Source organism: Virgibacillus sp. W0181 (genome assembly GCF_051846915.1).
Lineage (GTDB): Bacteria > Bacillota > Bacilli > Bacillales > Amphibacillaceae > JBPYCR01.
Genome location: NZ_JBPYCR010000003.1, coordinates 1 through 25,962, shown reverse-complemented (window position 1 = coordinate 25,962; position 25,962 = coordinate 1). Strand labels below are relative to the sequence as shown.

At 37.0% G+C, this 25,962-nt stretch carries 29 protein-coding genes; 16 read left to right on the top strand and 13 right to left on the bottom strand.

Annotated elements, in window-relative coordinates; all coding sequences use genetic code 11:
• Positions 1-128 precede the first annotated feature (128 nt).
• From ACLIBG_RS02380 to ACLIBG_RS02365, 4 genes are read right to left on the bottom strand one after another with little or no spacing between them, the layout of a single operon-like run.
• Entirely contained in the window at positions 129-278 is a 150-nt protein-coding gene (locus ACLIBG_RS02380; protein ID WP_439311243.1) for a hypothetical protein, read from the bottom strand.
• Positions 275-1,447, bottom strand: a complete 1,173-nt coding sequence (locus ACLIBG_RS02375) for a Ger(x)C family spore germination protein (protein WP_439311110.1) — start codon at positions 1,445-1,447, stop codon at positions 275-277. Before ACLIBG_RS02375 ends, ACLIBG_RS02380 begins: the two co-directional genes overlap by 4 nt.
• Positions 1,440-2,546, bottom strand: coding sequence for a GerAB/ArcD/ProY family transporter (locus ACLIBG_RS02370; protein WP_439311109.1), 1,107 nt, complete (start codon positions 2,544-2,546; stop codon positions 1,440-1,442). The genes ACLIBG_RS02375 and ACLIBG_RS02370 overlap by 8 nt, the downstream gene beginning before the upstream one ends.
• A 2-nt stretch (positions 2,547-2,548) precedes the next feature.
• Positions 2,549-4,096: a spore germination protein gene (locus ACLIBG_RS02365; protein ID WP_439311108.1), complete on the bottom strand. Its 1,548-nt coding sequence runs from the start codon at positions 4,094-4,096 to the stop codon at positions 2,549-2,551.
• A gap of 130 nt (positions 4,097-4,226) precedes the next feature.
• Here ACLIBG_RS02365 and ACLIBG_RS02360 point away from each other — a divergent pair, with 130 nt between their 5' ends.
• Both ACLIBG_RS02360 and ACLIBG_RS02355 read left to right on the top strand, forming a co-directional pair.
• Positions 4,227-5,240: a DUF3231 family protein gene (locus ACLIBG_RS02360; protein WP_439311107.1), complete on the top strand. Its 1,014-nt coding sequence runs from the start codon at positions 4,227-4,229 to the stop codon at positions 5,238-5,240.
• A 3-nt stretch (positions 5,241-5,243) separates the two neighbouring features.
• Complete coding sequence (locus tag ACLIBG_RS02355) at positions 5,244-5,717, top strand: hypothetical protein (protein WP_439311106.1); 474 nt, start codon at positions 5,244-5,246, stop codon at positions 5,715-5,717.
• Positions 5,718-5,749: 32 nt separating this feature from the next.
• Here the strand turns inward: ACLIBG_RS02355 and ACLIBG_RS02350 are convergent, their stop codons facing one another.
• The 9 genes from ACLIBG_RS02350 to ACLIBG_RS02310 all read right to left on the bottom strand — a co-directional run bounded on the left by ACLIBG_RS02350 (position 5,750) and on the right by ACLIBG_RS02310 (position 11,218).
• Complete coding sequence (locus ACLIBG_RS02350; protein WP_439311105.1) at positions 5,750-6,607, bottom strand: DUF421 domain-containing protein; 858 nt, start codon at positions 6,605-6,607, stop codon at positions 5,750-5,752.
• A gap of 470 nt (positions 6,608-7,077) precedes the next feature.
• Positions 7,078-7,278 (bottom strand): DUF1657 domain-containing protein, encoded by a 201-nt coding sequence (locus tag ACLIBG_RS02345; protein ID WP_439311104.1) that lies wholly within the window; start codon positions 7,276-7,278, stop codon positions 7,078-7,080.
• Positions 7,279-7,293: 15 nt separating this feature from the next.
• Positions 7,294-7,644 (bottom strand): stage V sporulation protein AE, encoded by a 351-nt coding sequence (gene spoVAE, locus ACLIBG_RS02340; protein ID WP_439311103.1) that lies wholly within the window; start codon positions 7,642-7,644, stop codon positions 7,294-7,296.
• Complete coding sequence (spoVAD, locus tag ACLIBG_RS02335) at positions 7,641-8,654, bottom strand: stage V sporulation protein AD (protein WP_439311102.1); 1,014 nt, start codon at positions 8,652-8,654, stop codon at positions 7,641-7,643. Before spoVAD ends, spoVAE begins: the two co-directional genes overlap by 4 nt.
• Entirely contained in the window at positions 8,654-9,133 is a 480-nt protein-coding gene (gene spoVAC / locus ACLIBG_RS02330) for a stage V sporulation protein AC (protein ID WP_439311101.1), read from the bottom strand. Before spoVAC ends, spoVAD begins: the two co-directional genes overlap by 1 nt.
• A 17-nt stretch (positions 9,134-9,150) precedes the next feature.
• Positions 9,151-9,615 (bottom strand): YhcN/YlaJ family sporulation lipoprotein, encoded by a 465-nt coding sequence (locus ACLIBG_RS02325; protein ID WP_439311100.1) that lies wholly within the window; start codon positions 9,613-9,615, stop codon positions 9,151-9,153.
• 93 nt (positions 9,616-9,708) lie between these two features.
• Entirely contained in the window at positions 9,709-9,915 is a 207-nt protein-coding gene (locus ACLIBG_RS02320; protein WP_439311099.1) for a DUF1657 domain-containing protein, read from the bottom strand.
• Between the two features lie 169 nt (positions 9,916-10,084).
• A complete protein-coding gene (gene nfsA / locus ACLIBG_RS02315; protein ID WP_439311098.1) occupies positions 10,085-10,828 on the bottom strand; it encodes an oxygen-insensitive NADPH nitroreductase in 744 nt (247 codons plus the stop codon).
• Positions 10,829-11,065: 237 nt separating this feature from the next.
• Positions 11,066-11,218, bottom strand: a complete 153-nt coding sequence (locus tag ACLIBG_RS02310; protein WP_439311097.1) for a hypothetical protein — start codon at positions 11,216-11,218, stop codon at positions 11,066-11,068.
• A 240-nt stretch (positions 11,219-11,458) separates the two neighbouring features.
• Between ACLIBG_RS02310 and ACLIBG_RS02305 the strand changes: the two genes are divergently transcribed.
• The 14 genes from ACLIBG_RS02305 to ACLIBG_RS02240 all read left to right on the top strand — a co-directional run.
• Entirely contained in the window at positions 11,459-12,724 is a 1,266-nt protein-coding gene (locus ACLIBG_RS02305) for a molybdopterin molybdotransferase MoeA (protein ID WP_439311096.1), read from the top strand.
• Between the two features lie 17 nt (positions 12,725-12,741).
• Positions 12,742-13,764 carry a GTP 3',8-cyclase MoaA gene (gene moaA / locus ACLIBG_RS02300; protein WP_439311095.1) on the top strand — a complete coding sequence of 341 codons (1,023 nt, stop codon included), beginning with the start codon at positions 12,742-12,744 and terminating at the stop codon, positions 13,762-13,764.
• A gap of 4 nt (positions 13,765-13,768) precedes the next feature.
• Entirely contained in the window at positions 13,769-14,215 is a 447-nt protein-coding gene (locus ACLIBG_RS02295) for a YwpF family protein (RefSeq protein WP_439311094.1), read from the top strand.
• Positions 14,216-14,413: 198 nt separating this feature from the next.
• On the top strand, positions 14,414-15,163 hold the full coding sequence (locus ACLIBG_RS02290) for an IclR family transcriptional regulator (protein WP_439311093.1): 750 nt from the start codon (positions 14,414-14,416) through the stop codon (positions 15,161-15,163).
• Between the two features lie 43 nt (positions 15,164-15,206).
• Positions 15,207-16,508, top strand: a complete 1,302-nt coding sequence (locus ACLIBG_RS02285) for an aspartate aminotransferase family protein (protein WP_439311092.1) — start codon at positions 15,207-15,209, stop codon at positions 16,506-16,508.
• 57 nt (positions 16,509-16,565) lie between these two features.
• Positions 16,566-17,831, top strand: a complete 1,266-nt coding sequence (locus ACLIBG_RS02280) for an ABC transporter substrate-binding protein (protein ID WP_439311091.1) — start codon at positions 16,566-16,568, stop codon at positions 17,829-17,831.
• A gap of 87 nt (positions 17,832-17,918) precedes the next feature.
• Positions 17,919-18,821, top strand: a complete 903-nt coding sequence (locus ACLIBG_RS02275; protein WP_439311090.1) for a carbohydrate ABC transporter permease — start codon at positions 17,919-17,921, stop codon at positions 18,819-18,821.
• Positions 18,821-19,642, top strand: a complete 822-nt coding sequence (locus ACLIBG_RS02270; protein ID WP_439311089.1) for a carbohydrate ABC transporter permease — start codon at positions 18,821-18,823, stop codon at positions 19,640-19,642. Before ACLIBG_RS02275 ends, ACLIBG_RS02270 begins: the two co-directional genes overlap by 1 nt.
• A gap of 24 nt (positions 19,643-19,666) precedes the next feature.
• On the top strand, positions 19,667-20,767 hold the full coding sequence (locus ACLIBG_RS02265) for a Gfo/Idh/MocA family protein (protein WP_439311088.1): 1,101 nt from the start codon (positions 19,667-19,669) through the stop codon (positions 20,765-20,767).
• Between the two features lie 43 nt (positions 20,768-20,810).
• Entirely contained in the window at positions 20,811-21,563 is a 753-nt protein-coding gene (locus ACLIBG_RS02260) for an SDR family NAD(P)-dependent oxidoreductase (RefSeq protein ID WP_439311087.1), read from the top strand.
• Between the two features lie 53 nt (positions 21,564-21,616).
• Positions 21,617-22,489, top strand: coding sequence for an SMP-30/gluconolactonase/LRE family protein (locus tag ACLIBG_RS02255; protein WP_439311086.1), 873 nt, complete (start codon positions 21,617-21,619; stop codon positions 22,487-22,489).
• A 42-nt stretch (positions 22,490-22,531) separates the two neighbouring features.
• The gene (locus tag ACLIBG_RS02250; protein WP_439311085.1) at positions 22,532-24,241 is read left to right on the top strand and encodes an IlvD/Edd family dehydratase; all 1,710 of its coding nucleotides are present in this window, start codon (positions 22,532-22,534) and stop codon (positions 24,239-24,241) included.
• A gap of 24 nt (positions 24,242-24,265) precedes the next feature.
• Positions 24,266-25,108, top strand: a complete 843-nt coding sequence (locus ACLIBG_RS02245) for an amidohydrolase family protein (protein ID WP_439311084.1) — start codon at positions 24,266-24,268, stop codon at positions 25,106-25,108.
• Positions 25,109-25,342: 234 nt separating this feature from the next.
• Positions 25,343-25,962, top strand: a 620-nt coding sequence (locus ACLIBG_RS02240) for a fumarylacetoacetate hydrolase family protein (protein ID WP_439311083.1), incomplete at its 3' end; no start/stop codon positions are given.

Sequence of the window (25,962 nt, the reverse complement as noted above, 5' to 3'; positions counted from 1 at the left end):
CGGTTTTCTTTATGTAAAGAGAGTATAACGATTGATCTAATTAAATTTGATCACACGTCCCCATATACGGATATATCACATCAAATACGGATATGCGCCCTTCTCTGATAACTTGTTAACCTAAGGCCTTATTCTTGTTTCTTCCATGGCGGGTCTCCATATTTATGAAGGCGTTGATTGATTTTGTAAACAACATAAGGTATAGCGAAAGCAAGTGCTGTACATATGATATTTATAATGCTTAAACTATCCTTCACTGCATCCCACATAACAATCACTCATTTCGACCTTCTATTTGTATAGTATTTCCGACGGAAGGAATGTTTGTTTCAACTTCCAAATTCAAATCTACTTGCGAAAAATAATTAGCCCCATGCTCCCAATCGTCTTTTATTTTTTTCCATACGTCCGGGTGACGTGATTGCAAAGCGTAGTTCAACTGGAATATATCTGCATTGAAGTCATCTTGCGCCTTTATGAAAATATCCTTAACAAGCTTTTCAATATGGTCAGAAAATGTATCCTCTATTTTTTGTAAGGCTTTTTTTGATTGTAGGTTTTCTATGCCTAAAATCTCTTTTATAATTACTCTAACATCAATTTGAATGGTCGCTTTTATTTGCTGTACGTCTGTTGGATCGATCGTTACTTTGCTACGTATTTTTTTTATTTCACCTGTTATTACTTTTCCATTGGAATTCACTTCTAATATAGCACCTTTGCTTTCAGTCAGAACGAAGTTGAGCCCAATCATTTCCTTATCAGTTAGTGTTCCGACCATTTGATCTTTATATCCATGAAACACACCCCCACCATTATATTTAATTCGACTTTCCATAGGAGTTATCATTGGTAAAACATAACTTGATTTTCTTATCAAATGTTCATTTACATCGCCTATAATTTTCGGTGTTAGTAAACCTGCTCTATCAGCGGATGCCTTTAATAGTGATTCGATAAAGATAGCAGGCATTTTTTGCGCTTTTGGATGTGATTCGAGTAGTGGCTTCGCTTCCTCGGCTATAACTACATAAATCCCCCTGCGCATTTCCGGGTCACGTATATAAGTATCAAGAATGCTGGAAAACAAGTGTGGAGTTTGAGCAATTTTCTCAGAAATAATAATAATTTTTAAGTGCTCATAAAATAAAAACTTATCTGTTCGTTCGAACATTTCTTGGTCAATTTGAAACAAACTTTTTCCTTCTGCTGTAATATTCATGAAAGGATCTTCATCGGTACCCCCTTGGGTTGGCGCTGATGGGACGTTGCGCGGGATGACAAATTGATTAGTCATTGACAATATCGGTTCCTTTGTTGTTTGCTCTTCCATATCAATTGCCGTGCCAATGACAAAACCACGGTCTTCGATCGACGCGGAATCCCAACACCCGGTTAATGTGAATAAACTGCATAAACTGAAAAACATAAAACCGATTTTACCCACTCCGAAACACTCCTTTTATCCAAGCGGTGATGAATAACAAGGAAATGACCGAAATTGTAAAAGGAATGATAAACATAATCATGTAGGTTGCTAAATTTTTGACTTGGAGATAATTTTGCGGCAACATGCTCAAATAATAAACAATGGGTGCTAACAAAAATAAAATCTTAATTTTCTTCACCTGTTTAAATATCGACTGAATGAGTAAAACAGCTGAATCAAGGGAGATGGTCGTTGTATTAAAAATAGCCATCGTCCAAATGACAAAAAAAACCGATTCAATCCGCTCGAATATGCCTCCTGGAAACTCGACCCGCTTTGCCAGACTTATTGTCGGATGTAATAAGTTTGAAGTCGTATAGTTGCCAAAAACACCAATGGTAACTAAAAATATGACTGTATAAAGAATAACTGGGACAGCTATTCCATAAAGTGTTACTTTTGGTACTTGTATAGGTTTATTTACGATTAATACATAAAATAATACAATGCCAAATCCAACATAACCACCGACACTGTATCCGGTTGCTTGAACATATTCTTTCATACTTGTTTGAAAGAGTGGAAAAAAATTGTTCAGTTCAATCCAATGGATATTAAATAATATGATGATGGTAATGACAACAAGAATGATCGGCAAAAACAAAATATTTAACCGAAACACGCCCGCTCGAGACCCGGAAACGGCATAGACAACAATAAGAATTAAAGTAAGAGCAAGGACTTCAACCGGTGTCTTACTGAATAAATATTCTTTTAAAATATCGGAAAAGGAACGGACGACATATGCTGAAATGGTAATTGCGATCATTATATATGTAACAGTGAAAACGAAAGCGACGGGTTTCGTAACAAGTGAACTTGAGTAAGAAAAAAAGCTCTGATCGTGAAACGTACTCGCCAATTTAGCACCTAACCAGGAAAAGAATCCAATAATGAGTCCGCCGATAATGATTGCGATCCAACCGTCAGATCCGGAAGTTACCTGTGCCACTTGATATGGTAAAGAAAGGATTGTAACACCGATTATGATGGAAGGAAGAGCAAGCATGAACTCTCTTTCACTAATCGTTTCATCACTATACTTAAACGGGTTCATGATTAATTCCTCCTCCTTTTCCGTAAACGATTAGGATCTTCAGTCTTCAAATAAACTGGTCGTTTTTTAATGGTTGGTATCGGTGAACGGATGATAAGATCCTTCCAGTCAACAGCTATAAATGGAGCAAAAGGAACGGAATAAGGAATTCCGAAGCTTTTTAAGTTAACGAAATGGATGTTAATCATAATATAAACAAGAATGATCCCATACAACCCTAGAACACCTGCTGCAAAAATAAAACCGAATCGCACGATCCGAAAGGAAATGGCCACACTGTAAGAAGGAACAGCAAAGGTTGCTATTGCTGTTAATGCAACGACGATAACCATAATCGGACTAACAATCCCAGCTTGAACAGCAGCTTCGCCGATGACAAGACCGCCAACAATACCAATCGTCTGTCCTATAGTTTGCGGCAGGCGAGCTCCTGCCTCTTGTAATAATTCCATAGTGATTACCATTAATACTGCTTCTATTGCAGCAGGAAAAGGAACGCCTTCTCTTGATGCTGCAATGGAAAAAGCTAAGTCAGAAGGAATCATACCGGGATGATAAGAAATTAATGCAATATATAATGACGGTAAAAAGATGGAGATGAAGGCACCTAAATAGCGAATAACTCGCAATAGGCTGCCGATCGTCCAGCGCTCATAGTAATCCTCTGGTGATTGCAGTGCATTTCCAAAGTTGATTGGCAGAATTAATACAACTGGAGTACCATCTAAAAAAACACCAACTTTTCCCTGCATCATTGCTGCAATTACTTTATCGGGTCGTTCGGTATTTAACATTTGTGGAAAAGGGGATAAGAAGCTATCTTCAATCCATTCTTCAATATACCCTGTATCCGCGGCACCATCTATGTCTATCGTTTTCAAGCGCCTATTGACTTCTTTGACCAGATCTGGATGAACAATGCCATCAATATATGCGACAACAAGATTCTTTTTGCTGCGGCGCCCTGTTTTATACGCCTGTAACCGTAAATTGGGCTCGGCAATATTTCTACGAATGATTGCCAAATTAGTACCTAAATTTTCAATAAAACCTTCCCGAGGACCACGAATGAGTGTTTCTGACACCGGCTCTTCAATACCGCGATATTCCCCTCCTTTTGTTTCGATAAGGATCGCTTGGTTTATCCCGTCTAAATAAAAAATTGTATGGCCGGTTAATAGTGCAAGGGAGACATCATCCATTGACTTTCCCTTTTCGATATGATTGATTGAGAGCTTCTCATTGAATATATAATCAAATAGTTTTTTCGGACCACCTAGTTGAGATTTGTTTTCATCAGTTTTTTGTAGCTTGGCCAAAACATTATTTTGTATTGTGTCGGTGTTGACAATACCATCGATGTAAATGACTGCACACCTATGTTCAGCTTCTCCAATTATTAAATCCCGAATGACTAGATCATCGGGATGGTCAAGCATGTTTTTTATATTCGTTATGTTATCTTCAAGTTTATCGAATAATTGTAATGCAAAATCTTCATTCTTATTTTGCTTTGACTTTTGTATTTTCCTTCTGAATTTAGAGCGCACGCCATCCACCTCACCGCTTACTTTTTCCCATGCATAAGATTTCTATTCAAGTATATTTAAATAAACTGTATAAAAAAGGGATAAGTAGGATAAATTATTCGAGAATTTACTGTGGAAAGGGAGATTTGCAATGGATCATCAAGAAGATAAGGATTCTATTCCTTTAACTGCAGCCGAAATAACTAACCTTTGGAATATGTTTCAATATGAAACGCTCGCGTTATGTGGCATGAAGTATTTTTCAAACCATGTTGAAGATGAACAAGTTCAACAAGTGTTGGAGAAAGGAATGCAATTGTCGAAAAAAAGAAAGACAATTGTTGTGAAGTTTTTTGAAGAAGCAAACTATCCGATACCCCAGGGTTTTACAGAACACGATGTTAACTTGAATGCTCCGCGGATTTTTTCGGATCAACTCTACTTACATTATCTATTGAGTGTAACCGAACTTGAATACGTCAACTATGGAGCGGCTGTTGTCAATGCAGTAAGAACGGATGTTATCGAAGTTTTTGCAAACACACTAATGGAGTCGCAAAACTTGCACATCCGTTTAAAAGAGTTAATGAAAGAAAAAGGGTTGTTAATTCGAACTCCATCCATTCCCGCACCGAATCAAATTGATTTTGTGGAAAAAGAGAGTTTTTTAAAGGGATGGTTAGGAGAGCAGCGACCATTAATCGGTTCCGAAATTACGGAACTAGTTTATAATGCGAAACGTAATGCACTGGGAGAAGCAGTCATCACAGCATTTAGTCAAGTTGCACAATCAAAAGAAGTACGCCGCTATTTTGAAAAGGGGCGTGATATAGCGAGAAAGCATGTGGGTGTATTTACATCAATCTTAAATGAAAGCTATTTAGGAAATGCAGTTGTTCCTCTTTCTTCGGAAGTAACTGATTCTACTGAAGCACCTTTTTCTGATAAGTTAATGTTGACTTTTATTTCGACGCTTATTGGTTCAGGTATTGGTAGTTATGGGAAGTCTATATCAACTAGTCCAAGACGAGATATCGCAGCTCAATATACCCGGTTAATGGCTGAAATTGCCAAGTATGCAGAAGATGGAATTGAACTTCTCATTGAAAATGAGTGGATGGAACAACCACCAATTGCTGCTGACCGTAAAGGATTGGCTAAATAGTAATTGGATAAGACAATAAAAGAAAGAAAATGGGAAGTGCTACTTTGGAGTATCGCGCTACCGGGGTTTGGGCAGTTATTGAATCGAAAATATGTTAAAGGAATTATATTGATTGGATTGGAATTTGTTACGAATGTAATGGGAAGGTTGAATCAAGTTATTATATACAGTTTTCACGGGGAGATTGAACAAGCAATTGCATCCACGAATTATCAATGGGTGATGTTTTATCCGTGCTTATATTTTTTTGCTATCTGGGATGCTTATCAAGATGCGGGTGGTGGTAGAGGAGCATATGCTTATTTGCCGCTTGCAATTACCGCTTTTTTAACAACGGTAGCAGTTGTCTTTTCATCTGTATTTGAAGTGAACGGGTATTTAATTGGTCCGATATGGCTTCCAATTATTGCGACGCCATTGGCATTGTTTATCGGTTGGATCATTAAAATAATCATTGTAAAAATGATCCGAAAATAAAAATAGCCCATTCAGCTAATGATGGACTATTTTTATTTTAAATAAGGAGAAACGGTATCGATTGCTTGCTGCAGTTTTTGGCTGTTTCTTTCATACATTTGTTTGGATTGTTCATTATTTGTTTCAAGTGCAAAAAGTTCCAGATCAGCTTGGCATTTTTTTAATGTAGCGAGGAGTAGTGGCTTTTCTATGGGACTTGGAACCGCAATTTTGTCATCATACAGATCCACGGTTAATTGCCCGTCATTGTCTGCTTGAGCTAAAAAAACATTTTCAATGCTCACGTTTAATTTTTCCAATTCGGTTTCTAGCCAATTCTGGTTTAAAGATAAGTTTGCCAATGATTCCAACTGAATTTTTCCATCCATAATGACAGTTTGCGGTTCTTTTTCGGGGGCTAATGTAATACCAAGGTCTTTTGCAGTTAGTGCCTGGTTTTCTTTTTTTGGAAGTACACTTAACGTTCCGGACGGCTCAAGAACGGCAAATTCCACATTTGCTGCATGAAAAACATCATTGTCGCGTAAGTGTTGCAGTAAATCGTCCGTGGAAAATCCTTCTTTTTTTAAATTGTCTTCCATAATTTTTCCATCTTGAATAAAAACAGTACTTTTTCCTTGAGTAAAGTCGCGAAATGTTTTACTTTTTAAAGCGATGAATTCTACTGCGTAAGGAATAATAAACCAAACGAACATAGCGATTAACCCATATAGAATATTGGAATCCAAATCAAAAGAATGAATTGCTACAATACCACCCAATACAATACCGGTAATATATTCAAAAATACTTAATTGTGAAATCTGTTTTTTACCAAGCCACTTTGTCAGGAAAAACAAAACAATGAGCAATGTAGTTGATCGAAGAATGATCATAGTCCAATCAGGCATACGTCATTTCCTTTCTGTGTTAATCTGGGTTGTATTCGGTCACGCTGGAAGCTGCCTCGTTCCCGAAAAGTAGCATATGGATTGTTTTCGGTTACGCAGGGAGTCGCCTTGTTCCCGAAAAGCAGCATATGAATAGTTTTCGGTCACGCTGGAAGCTGCCTCGTTCTCGAAAATCAGCATATGGGTCGTTTTCGGTCACGTTGGGAGCTGCCTCGTTCCCGCAAAGTAGCATATGGTTCGTTTTCGGTCACACTGGAAGCTGCCTCGTCCCCGAAAAGTAGCATATGGGTTGTATTCGGTCACGCTGGAAGCTGCCTCGTTCCCGAACAGTAGCATATGGATTGTTTTCGGTCACGCTGGAAGCTGCCTCGTGCCTGAAAAGTAGCATATGGGTCATTTTCGGTCACGTTGGGAGCTTGGAACAAGTGTACATGTTGACATTTATGGTTAAACGGGTGACCGGTACTTTTTTATTTATATTGTGGCTCTTCATTTGTAAGATAAATGACTTGCTGCTCGAGCTCTTGCCTGGCTTCGTTGACTAATGTGGCAGCCTGCTCGAAGGCTTGCCTTGATTCATTGTTTTCTGTTTTATTTTGTAATTGCTGTAATGTTGCTTCTGCACTTTTTATAGATGCGAAGCAACTTTTTACTTGTGAGCCAACTGTCATAAGCAATTCTCCTTTTTAGCCTTTGGGTTTAAACAAAATAGCACCGATCACGCCGAAAATAATTGCAGAAGAGATGCCGGCACTCGTTACTTCAAATATTCCGGTAACTACTCCAATGATTCCATGTTCCTCTGCTTCAGCCATTGCTCCATGCACTAATGAATTTCCAAAGCTCGTTATTGGAACAGTAGCACCTGCGCCAGCAAAATTTATTAACGGCTCATACAAGCCGAAACCATCCAGTACAGCACCGAGTACAACGAGTGTTGTTAATGTATGGGCAGGGGTAAGCTTAAACACATCGAACATGATTTGACCGATGACACAAATGATTCCACCTACAATAAATGCCCAAAGAAAAATCATGATGCATCACCAGATTCAATTGATACGGCGTGTGCAATACAAGGAATGGAATCTTTTTGTTGAATGCTCATCGGTGAGTGAAGGGAACCGGTAGCTACAACGAGAATACGTTGAAGTGCTCCTTGTTTTAATAATTGTAAAAAATGTCCATATGTCACGACCGCAGAACAAGCTGATCCACTTGCTCCGGCTTGTACCGGTTGTCCTTCACGGTAAATTGTCAAGCCGCAATCAACCAATTGCTCCTCTGTAATGGGGACTCCATTTTTGTTGAGTAAATCCAATGAAACATCTCGGCCAATTTTTGCAAGATCACCAGTTATAATTAAATCGTAATAAGAAGGGTCGACATTTCGTTCTCGCAAATGCGTTGTAATTGTGTCGGCTGCAGCGGGCGCCATTGCCCCACCCATATTAAATGGATCGGTGATGCCCATATCGATCACTTTACCAATTGTTGCTGATGTGATTCGCGGTCCACTTCCTTCTTTGGCTACAAGTGCACAGCCAGCGCCAGTAACGGTCCATTGGGCGGTAGGCGGTTTTTGACCTCCGTATTCAGTAGGGTATCTGTATTGTCTTTCCGCAGCGGAATTATGGCTCGCGCTTCCTGTTAAAATATAATTAGCGCCATTTCCATTGATTAAAAATGCGGCAAGCGCCAGCCCTTCCATTGACGTTGCACAGGCGCTAAATAATCCTAAATAAGGGATGCCCATTGTCTTTGCTGCGAAATTGGAAGGTGTAATTTGATTGATTAAATCACCTGCAATAAAAAATTCGACCTGCTCTTTTTGTATAGAACTTTTTTTCACTGCTATTTGACTCGCTTCCTCCATCATAACTCGATGGGCTTTTTCAAACGAGCTTTGGTTTAACCACGTATCATCATGAAGGATATCAAAGGCTTCCGGAATATTTCCCTTCGCTTCAAAAGGGCCACCGACTGTACCTGTGGAAATAATAACGGGTTTCTGATCAAAGATCCATGTTCGATGTCCAACTAACATTACAATCCCCCCCATTTAATAAGAATTGTTTTAATAAGCGCAATGATAAAAGCTGAAAATACCCCATAAACGATAACCGGGCCGGCTAATTTCAGCATATTGCTGCCTACACCTTGAACGAAGCCTTCTGTTTTATATTCAATGGCAGACGAAATCACTGCATTAGCGAAACCTGTTACAGGTACAGCAGTCCCGGCTCCGGAAAACTGTCCTAAATGATCATACATTCCAAAACCAGTAAGAAGCATTGTAATAAAAATTAATGTCGCTACCGTTGGGTTGCCGGCTGTTTCTTCAGTGAAGTTAAAAAAATAAATATAACCCGTCGCTATAATCTGACCAAAGAAACAAATAAAACCACCTACGAAGAATGCTTTCAAACAATTTTTTAATAACGGACGTTTTGTTTCTCTTTCTTTTTGTAACTTTTGATAAGCTTGCACATCAGGGGGCAAGTTTTTTTTCTTTTGATCTGCCATGGCTAGTCACCATTTCCTTACGTATGTTCTTTTGATAATTTAATTAGATCTTTTAACTTTTTCTTTAATTGTTTGGTAGAAAGTGAATGATCCGCAATTCTTTTTTCTAATTTTTCCAATTCAATAATCATTTTTTTATCCGTAGTTAATAGGACACTCAGATCGGGGAATGCTTTTTTTACTTTTTTGTGTAAGCTTTTTTCTAGTTGATCCAATGAAAACCGTTCATGGTGTTCAACTTCTAGTGCAATCATCAAATCGTCCTCTGTATTTACTGCTTTAATGGATGTAACTTCCTCATAATTGCTAAGCATTTCTTTTGCTTGATTGGAAGGACCTTGATCTGTTATAACAGTTGTTGATAACTTTTTCACTTCAACTTCTTCTTTTTCTTCTTGTGAAGAATCAAGTGTAGGCTCATTTTGGCATGCACTCAGTACCAATAGGATAAAGCAAGTGGCCAGTATTTTTTGTACGTACATAGTGTTCACCCATTTCCGTCATGAACGGCACATGCCCACTGGCTGTACCATGTATGGCATGTACCTAGTGTTAACGATCAACCTAAAGAAAGGTTACATTTGTTTGTACTGTGGTTCTTCTTGTTCAATTTCATTCAATCGTGGTTGAACGCTCTGTAAAACAGCGTTTGTTTGTTCTGCTGCATTTGTATATAGTTGTTTCGCTTGTTTATTTTCGGTTTCCAAAGCAAACTGTTCAAAACTTGCCTGTACACTTTTTAATCCGGCAACAGCTTGCTTTACTTGACTTCCTACTGTCATAACGAATTCTCCTCCTTAATATTTCTCCTTATATATTTGTGTTATTTTCAGCGAAATATACTTGTGACGCGTTTTCCTCTTTATGGAAATGAAGGTGACAGGTGCAATTGTGACCATAAAAAAACAGCACGCTGTATAAAAAACAGGTGCTGCAACTTTGTATTGTTGTTTAGTGCTTGTTCAACTTTTTATCTTTTATAAATTGATTTACATCCATCCGTATATTTTTACTGTATTTCCGTTTCATTTGATTTGTCCACGTGTCCATTCGTTTATTTTCTGAACGGCCTCGATAATATTCAATTATTTCATTGTCAAAGGCTTCAATAATCGCTTGTTGTCTGTTTAGATTATTATCATATTGGTTTTCGTGATAAACAGCCTCCAATGGAAGGCGAGGCTTTTTTTCTGATTGTTTGGCAGGGTAACCAACGGCAAGACCGAATAACGGAACGACATAATCGGGAAGGTCTAAAATATCATTCGTTTCTCTTATGTTATTCCGTAAACTGCCGAGATAGCAAATGCCTAACCCCATGGACTCTGCAGCGAGTACTGCATTTTGGGCAGCCAAAGAAGCGTCAATCGTCGCTACAATAAATTGCTCGGTACTTTGCAACCCGGTTTTAACAGTGGAATCTTTATCTGTTTGTTCATACACTCGATGTAAATCAGCACAGAAAACAAATAAATGCCCATTTGCTTTAACATAAGGTTGCCCCGAAATTGCCATCAGCTTATCCTTTTTATCTTCATCTGTAATACCAATAATTGTATATGCCATTACAAAGCTGGAAGTAGCTGCCCGTTGAGCGGCACGGATCATCGTATGTATTTGTTCGGTCGTTAGTTTTTCATCGGTAAATTTACGGATGGATCGGTGGTTCATGATCGTTTCGATTGTTTCATTCATTATATTTCCCTCCTGGATTATTATAAAGTGACTCGATGTTCAGTGTTATTTTAGTCATGCTTGCAGAATGCAGTTGCTATTTTTGATTGCACATATACCGTATATCATACAATATTTCCAGAAAGGTTGCAGTCGAGAAGGGTCGGAAGCATACCGGGTTTTGCGGTTGAAAAGATCCCATACAAAAAGCACCACAACGTTGTGATGCTTTTTGTATGGGAAAGGGAATCCGATCTTTTAAAACATTGGGAATACGTAATTAATTAAAAACCACAATATTCCAAAGAAAATAATTAGATATGTCACATATTTAATGATTGCGACTCCTACTTTACTGGAGTCTGATTTTTTTTCTTTATGTTTAACTTCTACATCTTTATCTTGTTCCATACTAAGACCTCCCTGTTTATTGGGCTTATTTTAATTCCAGTGAAAAAATTGATAGCAGGTCACGTATATGTTTTATACCCATTTCATCTTTGTAGAAAACATTCATATTCGAATAGTTGGCATCAATTGGCAGAGGGATGATATCAATTAGCCGATATTTTTGTTAAACTGAATGTATAAACAATTTAACGAATTTATTTCCAAATTTATTATAGAGAAACGAGAAGGGGTCGATATCCTTTGGTGGAAATTAGAAATCCGATAAATGTAGCAGAAGCAGTGGACCGTGTTATGCGTTATAAACAAACCGGAAAAAAAGAGACGGTTTCGTTTCATGATTGTGATCACCGCTGGTTGGCAGAGCCAATTGTTGCAACGGATCATGTGCCCTCCTTTGATAAATCGCCTTACGATGGATTTGCTTTTCGTTCGGCCGATACAACAGAAGCCTCGACTGATCAACCTGCTTCATTCGAAATTATTGAACATATAGGTGCAGGTGAAGTGGCAGCAAAAGCCATTGGGCCTGGGCAGGCGACACGTATTATGACCGGCGCACAAATTCCGAAAGGGGCAGATTGTGTAGCTATGTTCGAAGAATGCCATGATTTTATAGAAAACAATACAGCTTTTATGACGATCGATCATCCAATGGAAAAAGGACAAAATATTATTCAGGAAGGATCGGAAGTAAAGAAGGGAACCGTACTTATAAAAGAGGGAACCCCGGTCAATCCTGGTGTCAAGGCACTGCTGGCAACGTTTGGTTACAGTGAAGTAAAAGTTGCCAAGAAGCCGGTGGTTGGCGTCATCGCAACAGGTACAGAACTTTTGGACGTTGATGAGCCACTAGAACCGGGGAAAATTCGCAATTCCAATGCGTATACGATTTGCTCGCAAGTAGAACGGGCAGGAGGAATATCTAAATATTACGGCAAATTGGCAGACGAACTTGAGCCTAGCTATTCTTTAATGAAACAGGCACTTGCAGAAGTGGATATTTTAATAACGACAGGCGGAGTGTCGGTCGGAGACTTTGATTTAATGCCGGTAATTTATGAAAAGTTAGGAGCAAATGTCCTTTTTAATAAAGTGAAAATGCGTCCGGGGAGTGTAACGACAGTTGCCGCTCTTGAGGACAAACTTTTATATGGTTTATCAGGGAACCCATCAGCATGTTATGTAGGGTTTGAGTTATTTACCCGACCAATTATCCGCCATTCTTTGTTCAGTTCCAAGCCATTCTTGAAACGCATTCAGGCAACAATGGCAGATGAATTGCCGAAAGCTAACCCATTTAGCCGATTTGTACGCAGTTATGTTACGTATGAAGATGGAAAGGTATTTGCAAATCTGGCGGGGATTGATAAATCTAATATCGTTACATCATTAGCACATACGACAGCACTGATGGTATTGCCCGGAGGAACGAGCGGCTATGAAAAAGGGGATACTGTTGATGTTCTTTTGCTTGAACAGTCAGAAGGCCAAGCTGCATTTTCTTAAGGAAGGATGGTAAATATATGATTAACGTAAAGACTCCTGCAAAAGACCATTTTGGCAGATTATTAAAAGATTTGCGCATATCGGTCATTGATCAATGCAATCTTCGGTGCACGTACTGTATGCCGAAAGAAATATTTGGACCTGATTATACCTTTTTGCCACCGAATGAATTACTAAGTTTTGAAGAAATAGAACGGTTAGCAACACAATTTGCCCAACTTGGTGTAAATAAAATCCGTCTTACTGGCGGAGAGCCGTTAATGCGAAAAAACCTCGATGAATTAATTGCTAAATTAACAAAAATTGATGGAATTAATGACATTGCCTTAACGACAAATGCGATATTTTTGCCACGGGATGCAAAAAAATTAAAAACGGCCGGTCTCGAACGGGTGAATATTAGTCTGGATGCAATTGAAGATGACGTATTTAAAGAAATTAACGGAAGAGGCGTCGGTACGCTTCCTGTCCTGAAAGGCATTGAAGCCGCCCAAGCAGCCGGGCTCGGGATAAAAGTGAATATGGTTGTAAAAAAAGGGATGAATGAGAGCCAGATTCTACCAATGGCCCGTCATTTTAAAGGATCAGGCGTTGTTTTGCGTTTTATTGAATTTATGGACGTAGGTAACCACAATGCTTGGGATTTAAAAAATGTAGTATCCAAAAAGGAAATCATAAACATTATTAATGAAGAAATGCCACTCGAAGCAGCCGAAGAAAATTATTATGGGGAAGTAGCATCCAGGTATACGTATAAAGATGGTGGGGGAGAGATCGGTGTTATTTCTTCCGTAACCGATTCTTTTTGCGATACGTGCACAAGAATCCGCCTATCTGCTGACGGTAAATTATATACGTGCCTGTTTGCTTCAGATGGCTTTGAAATAAAAGAAAAACTGCGCAACGGCTTAACTGATGAAGGCTTACAATCGGAGTTAGCTGCTTTATGGGGACGCAGAAAAGATCGTTATTCCGACGAACGGGGCATGAAAAAACATGCAGATCGGAAAAAGATTGAAATGTCCTATATTGGTGGATAATTGGTTGATTGTATTTGAGAAATGGATGGGGTGTGAAGAAGTGAAGACATTTAAATTAAAGGGTCTTGAAATAGTCGAGAATAAGGAAGAAGAAGTAATCCAAACAACAGTACCTTTGGTTGATGGTCTTGTTATTAACCGTGAAGACAGTGGCGGCTGGTTAATCGAAGCTTATCTTGAACAGTCACAGAGAGCATTTTTACAGGAATTAAAAGATAATAAAAATGAAATTATGATTCAGGTGAAAATAACAAAAGAATCAAATGACCCGGCATTTTTCATAACGTCCATTATCGGTATAAACGAAATCGATGAAAACCGAATCAATGCACTTTTTCAAGGGGATGTCGTCGATGTCCGGAAAAGTAAAATAGAAGAAATGCTCCAAACAATCATTGAGGAAGGGTACCAAGGTGCTTCGTTGTTGAAAAAGTTTAAGGAATTGATTTAATTTAAAGCGTACTATTATAATAATGAAAGTAAAACAAGCAGGATATTTTATGAATAATCCAGCTTGTTTTATTTTTTGTTTTTATCTGAAAATAAAATAAATTATGTCTTGACAAAACATTGGTTGTAATAATATACTTGGTTTACTAACAAAACATGGTTTCATATACAAAACTCATTTATGGAAGGAGGGAATAATTTGGGGAGATATAATGTGCCTGCATTAGAAAGAGCAATAAATATATTGGATTTAATTAGTAATTCGAAAGAAAGATATTCGGTAACAGAGATTTGTTCGAAATTAGATCTTCCCAAGGCAACTGTTTTTACAACGATGAGTACGTTGGAGCATTACAATCTTGTTCAAAAAGATCAAGTAGGGAAATTTCAAATTGGTCCTAAAATGTTCCAGCTAGGTATGAACTATACATCAAACAACAGTATAGTAGATTTGGCTAAACCGTATATGAAAAAGCTCATGGAAAAAACAGGTTTTACCGTTCATTTAGGAGTTCTTCATGAAGATCACATTATGTATATAGCCAAAGAAGAACCAGATAATTTCATCAAGTTTTCAACGTATCCAGGATTGAAAACAGAAGTACATTTATCAGGCTTGGGTAAAGCTATTTCTGCTTTTCTTGGTGAAGAGGAACTTGATCAAATTATAAAAAATGTTGGCTTAAAAGGTGTAACATCTAAGACAATTACATCAGCTAAACAATTTAAAGATTCTTTAGAAGTTGTTCGAAAAGACGGCTTTGCAATTGAGGATGAAGAAGGTGAGATTGGTGTGAGATGTGTTGCAGCACCAATCATTAATACACGGTACATTACACCAACCGCAATTAGCATCACTGCCCATTCTTCGCAACTATTGAACGATCAATTTGCTGAAATGGGGGAACTTGTGCGATACACAGCGCAGGAAATAGCAAGAAATATATAAGGTTCAAAAATTGTCATACTGCGACAAACTAGGAGGAAAAAGGATGTTCAAAATTTCAAATAAGAAGAGTATGGAGCTGTATGAAGAAGCAAATAAACATGCACCCGGTGGTGTTCATACTTCCATTCGGAATGTAGAACCACATCTCGTTTTTACGAAAGCAGAAGGGGCTTATATATATGATGCGGACGGAAATAAATATCTCGACTTTCAAGCTGCATTCGGTCCTTACATTTTAGGGCATAATTATGAAAAAGTGAATGATCGTGTTATTGATGCATTGAGCCGTACTGACTTATATGGAGTAGGTTCAACCGACTTGGAAATTGAATGTGCAGAAAAAATAACGAAACATGTACCATCTGCTGATCAAGTATTATTTTGTAATTCAGGGTCTGAAGCAACATACCACGCAATTCGTCTATCAAGAGCTGTTACAGAGCGTAAAAAGTTAATTAAATTTCAAGGGTGTTATCACGGCTGGCATGATTACGTAGCTAGAAATATGTTAAGCGCCCCTGACATGATTGGAAAACGTGATCCAGGTTCAGCCGGGATGATGGATGAGGCAATAGATAATACATTAATTTGTACTTTTAACGATTTGGAAAGTGTTGAAAAGACGTTTCAGGAAAATGAGGGAGAAGTTGCTTCAATAATTGTAGAACCGATACCACATAATATCGGGTGTGTTATGCCGGAAGATGGCTTTTTACAAGGTTTACGAGATTTATGTGATAAGTATGGTGCTTTGCTGATTTTTGATGAAGTTATTACAGGATTTCGCCATAACATTGGTGGTTACCAAAAAGTAAGCGGTGTCATGCCCGATTTAACGACGATGGGGAAAGCAATGGCAAACGGATTTCCAATGGCTGCGGTTGCCGGAAAAAAGAAATATATGGAACGATATAATACATACCCTGGTGGGGATGTTTGGTTTGCGGGTACGTATAATGGCCATGCAGTGGGTACAGCAGCAACAATTGCGACAATGGAAATCATGGAAACTGAGCCAGTCCATGAGCATATTTTTGAACTCGGAGAAAGAATGAGACAAGGTATTCGAGATATTCATAATCGTTTAGGAATTAATGCTTTTGTTGCGGGATTTGGATCCGTATGGACTACGTATTTTATGGATTTTGAACCTAAAAATTATACAGATCTTATGCAAAACGATGCGGAGATGTATGTAAATTATAGAAAAAAATTACTAGAACGTGGATTCTTTAAAATGCCGATGAACATTAAGCGTAATCACATCAGTTATAGCCATACGAACGAGGATATTGATAATACGTTGCAAGCAATTGAGGATGTTTTGAAGGAGCTTATACAGTAGGTACAGCTTTAAATATTTTTAATAAAAATCAAACACTAAAATAGGAGGGTTATAAATATGACAAAGAAAGTTATTATATTTTCTATTTTTTTACTCTTCACTCTAATGATAGCGGCGTGTAGTGGTGATAAAGATAATGGAACAGAACAAGTTAATACGGAAAGTGGAGATGAAACAGAAGACACAAATACAGAAGGTGGAGACAAAGTAACATTAAGTTTATGGCATTATTGGTCAGGGCACCTAGAAGAGGTATTACAAAGTAATGTTAATGATTTTAACGGATCACAAGAGAATATTGAAATTGAGTTAACTTTTGTTCCTTATGATGAGTTAACTCAACAGCTTTTAATAGGTGCGACAAGTCAAGATGTACCAGATATTATCATCGGAGGTATAAATGAGGTTCAATTTTATGCTAAGTCAGGAATATTAGAAAATATTAATGAACACGTGGAAAGCTCAGGCTTAGCATCCGAAATATATGAAAATATCGCTGATATTCATAAAATGGATGGTGAGTTTTATGGAATACCACTTCACACTAATTCAGTAGGGCTATTTTATAATACAGACACCGTAGAAGAGCCACCAACAACTTGGAACGAGTTAACTGAGGCAGCTGAGGAACTAACTAAAGACAGCAAATATGGTTTTTCAGCATCTGCACATAATTCACAACACGGTACCGCTTCCTGGATTCCATTTTTGTGGTCGACAGGTAGTGATGTTGGAGACCTAGAAACACCTGCAGCAATTAGTGCATTAGATTTGTGGAAAAATATGTACGATGAAGGTGTTATGCCTAAAGAAATAGTTAATAAACAGCTTGAGGAGGTTGGTGTTGATTTTTATAATGAAAATGTTGCAATGATTATAGGCGGATCTTGGATGATTCCTACTTTAGAGGAGGAAGCACCTGATCTTAACTGGTCCGTTGCGCAAATTCCGAAAGACGAAATGCATTCCTCAGTTGTCGGCGGAGAAAGTATTGCCATTGGCAAAGGACAATCTGTTGATGAAGCGTGGGAGTTTATAGACTTTTTAATGGAACCGGATCGTCAAATTGATTGGTTAAAAGCAACAGGTAATTTTCCAGCTATTAGCGAAATTGCAAATGATCCTTATTTCCAAGAGGATGAAATAAGAAAAACTTTTGCGGAAGTTATTTCTACATCTCAAGGATATGGATGGGGAGAAAACCATAACGAAATAAATACAGCGATTTATACGGCACTTCAGGATGCATTAGCGGGTGGAAGTACTTCTGAAGAAGCACTTAAAAAGGCAAGTGAAACCATTAAACCATTGATAGAAGAATAAGAGGGTATGTTCACATATTATCCTCAAATCTCAAAAGATTTGAGGATAATAACTTAATTCTTAATATTGTGAAATGGAGGCTACATGTTGAGACAGAAAATGTTTAAAAGAATCCTGAACATTAGTAAAGATTACACTTTTTTACTCCCTGCAGGATTATTTTTATTAGTTTTTTTAGTTTATCCAATTCTTTTCAACATAAATCTTAGTTTTAGAGATGTCGATATAAGTAATCTAATTGAGGGAGAGCGACAACTAGTTGGCTTGACTAATTATATTACTGTTTTAAAGGATCCTTTATTCCTGAAGGCTTTAATCAATTCCGTTCTTTTTACATTAGGGACAATCATCTTTTCTACAGGAATTGGATTCGCATTTGCGCTTTATTTCAACAAATCGTTTCCAGGAAGTAAATGGATGCGCTCTGTTCTATTAATTGCTTGGATGACACCTATTATTATAATAGGAACGATTTTTCGTTGGATTTTAAGCGGAGAAAACGGAATAATCAACGATATTTTGATGAATATCGGTTTCATTTCAGATCCAATTTACTGGCTAACAGATACAAAAACTGCTTTATTAAGTATTATTATTACGAATATATGGATCAGTATTCCTTTTAGTATGGTAATTCTACTATCTGGATTACAAGCTTTACCAAGTACTATTTATGAAGCGGTAAAAATAGATGGTGCTAATCGATTTCAACAATTTTTTCATATTACCTTGCCATTAATGAAGCCGACTTTACTTGTATTACTAATGCTTGGTGTTATATTTACATTTAAAGTTTTTGATTTGATATATATTATGACAGCCGGTGGGCCGGCTGATGCTACTCAAGTCATTCCATTTCTTGCATATCAGTTGTCTTTTGGGATGTATAGATTTGGAGAAGGTGCAGCCTTATCTAATATTTCTTTCGTCTTAATAGGATTAATTGCTTTAGTTTATCTCTATTTTATTAGAAGGGAAGAAGTAATGTAATGGGTGGAAAAAAGTGGATTATGTCGTTTGTTGGGCTTTTTATAGTACTTACATTTCTATTTCCAATCTATTGGATGATTATTTCTTCTATAAAGCCAATGGCTGATATATTTGGCGATTCTTCTATTATTCCCAAACGTATCACATTTGAGGCCTACGTGAATATATTTACACAACAAGATATAAAAATTTTAAGCTACTTTAAAAATAGTTTTATCATTAGTTTTGGTGCTATGGTAGGAACACTTTGTTTAGCTACTCCAGCAGCATATGCAATTGCACGGAAAAAAATTAAAGGGATTACTTTATTTTTATTATTTGTCTTAATTACTCAAATGTTTCCAAGTAATATGTTAGCGTTGCCACTTTATTCTATGTATGCAGATTTAGGATTATTAAATACATATACAGGTGTCATTATTGCAAATATGACTTTGTCTATTCCTTTTGCAATTTTAGTAATGAGAACTTATTTTTTAATGATACCTGATGCTTTAGAAGAAGCAGCAGCCATAGACGGTTGCACCCGTTGGGGAGCATTTTTTAAAATAATACTCCCGCTTGCAAAGCCAGGAGTATATACTGCAGCAGCGTTTAGTTTTTTATTAGCGTGGGGAGAATTTTTATATTCATTAACCATGTTAAAAGATAATGACAAATGGCCAGTAACCTTAGGGATGAGACAATTTGTTGGTCAATTTAGTACGAATTGGTCAGAATTAATGGCGCTTTCTGTCGTTTCCTCACTCCCAATTATTATTATATTTATTTTTACACAAAGATATATTGTTAGTGGCATTTCGGCCGGTTCTGTAAAATAGTAAGCTTGAAAGGAAAGGTGTTTTATGAGTGACCTAAAAATTGGTATAGTCGGAACAGTGCGCGGAGCGGACTTTTATAAAGAATTTAATAGGTTTAATAATGTAAAAGTTACAGCTATTATGGATACAGATCCAGAGGCACTTTCAGATTTTAAACAAAAACATGATATAGATATGACTTTTACGAAATATGAGGAATTGCTTGATTCCAACATTGATGTTGTTGTATTAACTTCGCCTATACATGTTCACGCAAAACAAGCTATTAAAGCCTTAGAGCGAGATATTCATGTTCTATCAGAAGTAACAGCTGCAACAACTTTACAAGATTGCAAGTTATTATTTAATGCTGTTAAGCGAAGTAAAGCTCAATATATGATGGCTGAAAATTATTGTTATATTCGTGAAATTGTAGCTATTAATAACATGGTTAAAGAAGGTTTGTTCGGGAAAATATATTTTGCTGAAGGAGAATATTTACATAATGTTAAATATTTACATTATGATAAAGATGGTAACACTACATGGCGTAGAAGGGAAACAATGGGAAAACGCGGTTGTACGTATGGAACCCACAGTCTTGGCCCCACTTTGAATTGGTTCAATGAAAGAGTAAATTATGTAAACTGCCTAGGCTCAGGTTCCCATACAGTTCCGGAATACGAGAATGACGACACTACCATTATGTTGTGCCAGCTGGAGAGTGGTGCATTAATTAAGATAAGATTAGATATGGTATCTAATAGACCACATAATATGGGGTACTATTCTTTACAAGGAACAAAAGGATGTTATGAGTCTCCACGAATTCCAGGTGAGAAGCATAAAGTGTGGTTAGAAGATTATAGCAAATCTACTGAGGAGTGGATTGATTTAGAAGATTTATATAATCAATTTCTACCAGAGGAATATATTCATATGCCTGTGGAACAAACTGACTCTAATCATTGGGGTGCTGATTATTTTATGGTTAAAGATTTTATTGATTGTATCGTAAACGATAAACCGGTAAATATTGATATTTATAAAGCATTGGAATATACATTGCCAGGTATTTTATCAGAGGAATCTATTATATCTGGAGGAAAGCCTGTAAAGTTTCCAAATCTTAAGCTTTGGGAATAAAACTGGAAAAAATTTATACTGTTTTAAAAGGCTGGTGTAGATATTGGATAAAAGAGTTTTGGTCACTGGTGGTGCAAGCGGTATTGGAAAAGGTATTGTTGAAAAGTTTGTCAAGAGTGATTGTAAAGTAGTTGTTTTAGATAAAGACGAAGAGAGTTTAACTAAAACTGTTGAACAACTTGGGAGTTTTCATGGTCAAGTCCAAACCGTTGTCTGTGATCTAAGAAATGAAAAAGAAATAAGTAATGCGGTTACATATGCGTATGATTTGTGGGACGGAATAGATATATTAATCAATAATGCGGGTTTTGCCGTCCGAGAACCCTTTATAGATATCCCTCTTGAAAATTGGGATCAAATAATGAGTGTAAACATTAGGGGGACATTTATACTAAGCCAAATGATTTCAAAACGAATGATTCAAAGCAATATTAATGGATCAATTGTCAATATATCTTCAAAAAATGGATTGTCTGGTAGTTCTTATTTAGCTCATTATAACACTTCCAAAGCAGGAATAAATTTACTATCACAGTCGATGGCTGTAGAATTGGCACAATATAACATTAGGGTTAATGTAATAGCTCCAGGATTTATTGATACACCTTTAGACTCTAAGTTAAAACAAGAGGATACTAGCTTAAACTTAACAGAAAGAACACCTATGAAGCGGTTGGGAACAGTAGAGGAAGTTGCAAACGGTGTTTACTTCTTAGCTTCAGAACAAGCTTCTTATATTACAGGAACTGTACTAGTTATCGATGGGGGGCACCTTGCAAACGCTAGTGAATTATAGTGAATTTTAAATATGTTTGTTAACGAATTAAAATTATAGAGGTGAAGCTTTTGTTGGGTTCGTGGGAATTAGTTCAGAATGAACAAGCTCAATTAGGAGAAAGTCCATCTTGGGATCATATAAATCAGATTTTATACTGGGTTGATAGTATTAAAGGGAACTTATACATATACGATCCAAAAAATGATACACATCGGAAAATTGAAATAAAAGAACATATAGGGTGTGTAGCTCCAAAAAATCAGCAGGAATTAGTAATGGCAATTAATAGTGGAATCTACTCTTTCCATTTAAAAAATGAAACGAAAACACTTATTCATGATCCTGATAAGAACAAAGATAATATATTCAACGATGGAAAATGTGATCCTGCTGGTCGGTTTTGGGTTGGTACAGTAAATAGTGTTGATGCTAATACATTTAGCGGGGAATTATTCTGTATTGACCGTGACTTGGATATTTCTACTAAACTTGATTCTATTGGATGTTCAAATGGCATAACTTGGTCTCCTGACAACACCTTAATGTACTATATTGATACGTTAGCTTTTGAAATAGCCTCTTTTAATTATAATGTTGAAACAGGTGAGATTAGCAATCGAAGAGTCGTTGTAAAAATACTTGATGAATTCAAATTGGCCGATGGCATGTCAGGAGATAGCGAGGGTATGTTATGGGTAGCTCATTGGGATGCAGGAGTTATAGCCCGTTGGAATCCTTATACCGGTAAATTATTGGATTCTATTTCTCTACCTGCTCCTCGTGTAACATCTTGCGTTTTTGGCGGAGAGAAACTAAATGAACTATACATTACAAGTGCACGTGAAGGATTATCAAAAAAAGAATTGGAAGCCTATCCTTATTCAGGGGGACTATTTCGAGTTAAATTAAATGTGCAAGGATTACCAACATATTCTTTTATGTAGCATGTCTTATATAATGAAAATACAAATAAGGAGGTACCCTTTTTGGAAAGAAAAACTAGAAGAGGCGAAAAGTATTTTGAAGATAAAACAATGTGGGGATTTATCCACCGTTCATTTACAAAATCTATGGGATATACGGACGATGATATTAGTAAACCGGTTATTGGAATTTGCAATACGTATAGCGAACTAAATAAATGCCATTCGCATTTTAATGAGTTAGCTGAATATGTGAAACAGGGTGTATGGCAAGCAGGTGGTACCCCGATGGAATTTCCAACAATTTCATTAGGTGAACCGTATGTGAAGCCAACTACGATGCTTTTGCGTAATTTAGCTGCAATGGATACAGAAGAAATGATGAGAGCGCATCCGATTGATGGTGTTGTGTTAATAGGGGGGTGCGATAAAACCATACCAGCTCAGCTAATGGCAGCAGCAAGTGTAAACATTCCAGCGATTGTTCTTTCCGGAGGGCCAATGCTAAACGGTCGTTTAAATGGTGAGAATCTAGGTGCTTGTACGGACTGTTATCGATTTACGTTAGAACATAGTGCTGGAAATTTAGATGATGACCAATTATCTGAAGTTGAAAATGCGATATGCCGTAGTGATGGTCATTGTATGGTAATGGGAACCGCAAGTACTATGGCTTCAATTGCAGAAGCAATTGGAATGGCTTTGCCCGGGTGTGCAGCAATCCCAGCAGTTGACTCAAGAAGACGACATATGTCACAAATGACTGGAAAACAAATTGTACAACTAGTAAAAAATAATTTAAAGCCTAAAGATATTATGACAGCGGAGGCTATTGAAAATGCAATAACTGTGACTATGGCCAGTGGCGGCTCAACAAATAGTATTATACATATTGTCGCTATTGCCCAACGACTTGGAATTAAGCTGCCCTTAGAAAAATTTGATGCAATAAGTAGTCAAACTCCATTTTTATTAAATGTACGTCCATCAGGGAAATATCAAATGGAGGAATACTTCGAAGCTGGAGGCGTACCAGGCTTAATGAAAGAACTGGAATCTCTTTTGAATACAGAATGTATTACAGTTACAGGTAAAACAATAAAAGAAAACTTAATTAATGCAAAAGTAAAGGAAACAGGCAAAGAAGTCATCTTTTCTATGAAACAACCTTTAGAAAAAGATGGTGGAATCGTGGTATTGAAAGGTAATCTCTGTCCAAATGGAGCCTTGATTAAAAAGACGGCAGTTTCAAAAAAGTTTATAAAGCATCAAGGTAAAGCTGTTGTTTTTGAATCATTAGATGATATGGAAAAAAGAATTGATGACCCTAATTTGGATGTAGATGAAGAAAGTGTATTAGTATTAAAAAACGTTGGACCAAAAGGTGCACCTGGAATGCCTGAAGTTGGACAAATTCCTATACCGAAAAAGTTATTGGAAAAAGGTGTACGTGATATGGTTCGGATTTCCGATGGAAGAATTAGTGGTACGTCTTATGGTACTCTTGTTGTTCATGTTGCTCCCGAAGCTGCCATTGGCGGACCGTTTGCTTTAATTGAGAATGGAGATGAAATAGAAATAGATGTGCATAATAAAGTTCTTCAATTGCATGTTGCAGAAGAGGAAATCAGAAAAAGAAAAACAAACTGGACAAAAAAAGAATCATTTTATGATCGTGGATATGGTCTCTTATTTGAAGAAAGAGTGCTACAAGCAGATTTAGGATGTGATTTTGATTTTTTACTTCCGAAAGAGCTAAGACCTAATAGTTAGTACGATAAGGAAAGGAGAATGATCATGGTATTTGATAGTCATACACACCTTTTTGGACATGGACATGTCGCAGGTGCGATGAGAGCTGCCTGTCAAAGAGCTTGGGGTGAAGAACAGGAACTATTAGCACTCCCAGAAGACCATTGGGAAAGTGTAAAAGATGTAGAAGGTGCTATTGTTTTGGCATTCGCTGCTCCTGCAACAGGTACTGTAGTTCCAAATAAATATATTGCTGAATATGTATCCAAACAACCTGGTAGATTATTTGGCTTTGCAAGCGTAGACCCAAATAATCAACTTGCACCTAGTCTATTAGAAAATGCGATTAAAGAATATAATTTGAGCGGATTAAAATTGGGACCAATGTATCAAAACTTTTATCCAGATGACAAAAAACATTTTGCACTTTACGCTAAAGCAGATGAATTAAATATTCCTATTTTAATTCACCAGGGTACATCTTTTGTACCAGAAGGTTATTTAGATGCTTCCCGTCCAGCAGCATTGGATCCTATTGCAAGAGAATTCCCAGATTTGAAAATTGTTATAGCACATATGGGCCATCCATGGGTGGGGGAATGTATTTCCGTAGTACGTAAGAATACAAATATGTATATGGATTTATCTGCACTAGGAGGCCGGCCTTGGCAATTTTATAATGCAATGGTTTTAGCGATGGAATATAGGGTCACGCATAAAATATTATTAGGATCAGATTTTCCGTTTTTCACAATACAACAAACAATAGATTCACTAAGGAATATTAACAGTGTAGCAGAGGGAACAAGTATGCCAAAAATTCCAGAAGAAATAATAGAAGATATCATTCATCGAAACACACCAGAAATATTAGGATTAATAAAATGAAAACTGATTTATACAGGGTTCACTGTACTTTTAATAACTATATTTGTTAGCAAGTAAAAGAGGTAGCTTAAATGCTGAAATCTGCTGAAAATACAACATAAAGACATGCAGAAAAAATAAGATTTAGGTGTTCAGAATATCATATTATTAGATAAGAATTAATGCATTTTAGTTTTATCATGAATGTAAATTTGTTTATTGCTTAATAACTTAATTTTCGGAGGTTAACTAAAATTGAAACTACTAACAATTGAAAAAGGTAATCAACAAACATTAGGAATTAGAACTGAAAAAGGAATCATTGATATTGAAAATACTTTGATGGTTCAACCAAATAAAGATATCACCCCGAACATAATGGATGTCATTCAAGGCGGGCAATCCACTATATCAAAACTTGAAAGCTATATTCAAGATTTGCCGGAAGACAAATCTTATATGATTGCGGAAAATGAGGTTAGCTTTGGTCCGGCTGTAACTGCGCCAAATAAAATTATTTGTGTCGGGTTAAATTATCAAAAACATGCGGATGAAACTGGTTCTCCATATCCAAAAACGCCAATCTTATTTACAAAATATAACAATACTCTAGCAGGTCATAATCAAAATATTGTTGTTCCAAAAGTGACTGAAAAGCTAGATTATGAAGTAGAGTTAGGGATTGTAATCGGAAAGGAAACAAAAGATGTAGCAAAAGAAACAGCCCTTGATCATGTGTTTGGGTATGTAACAGCGAATGATCTGTCTGCAAGGGATCTGCAATTTGTAAGTTCTCAATGGTTATTAGGAAAAAGTTGTGACGGCTTTAGTCCAGTTGGTCCATATTTAGTAACTAGTAATGAAATCGATGACCC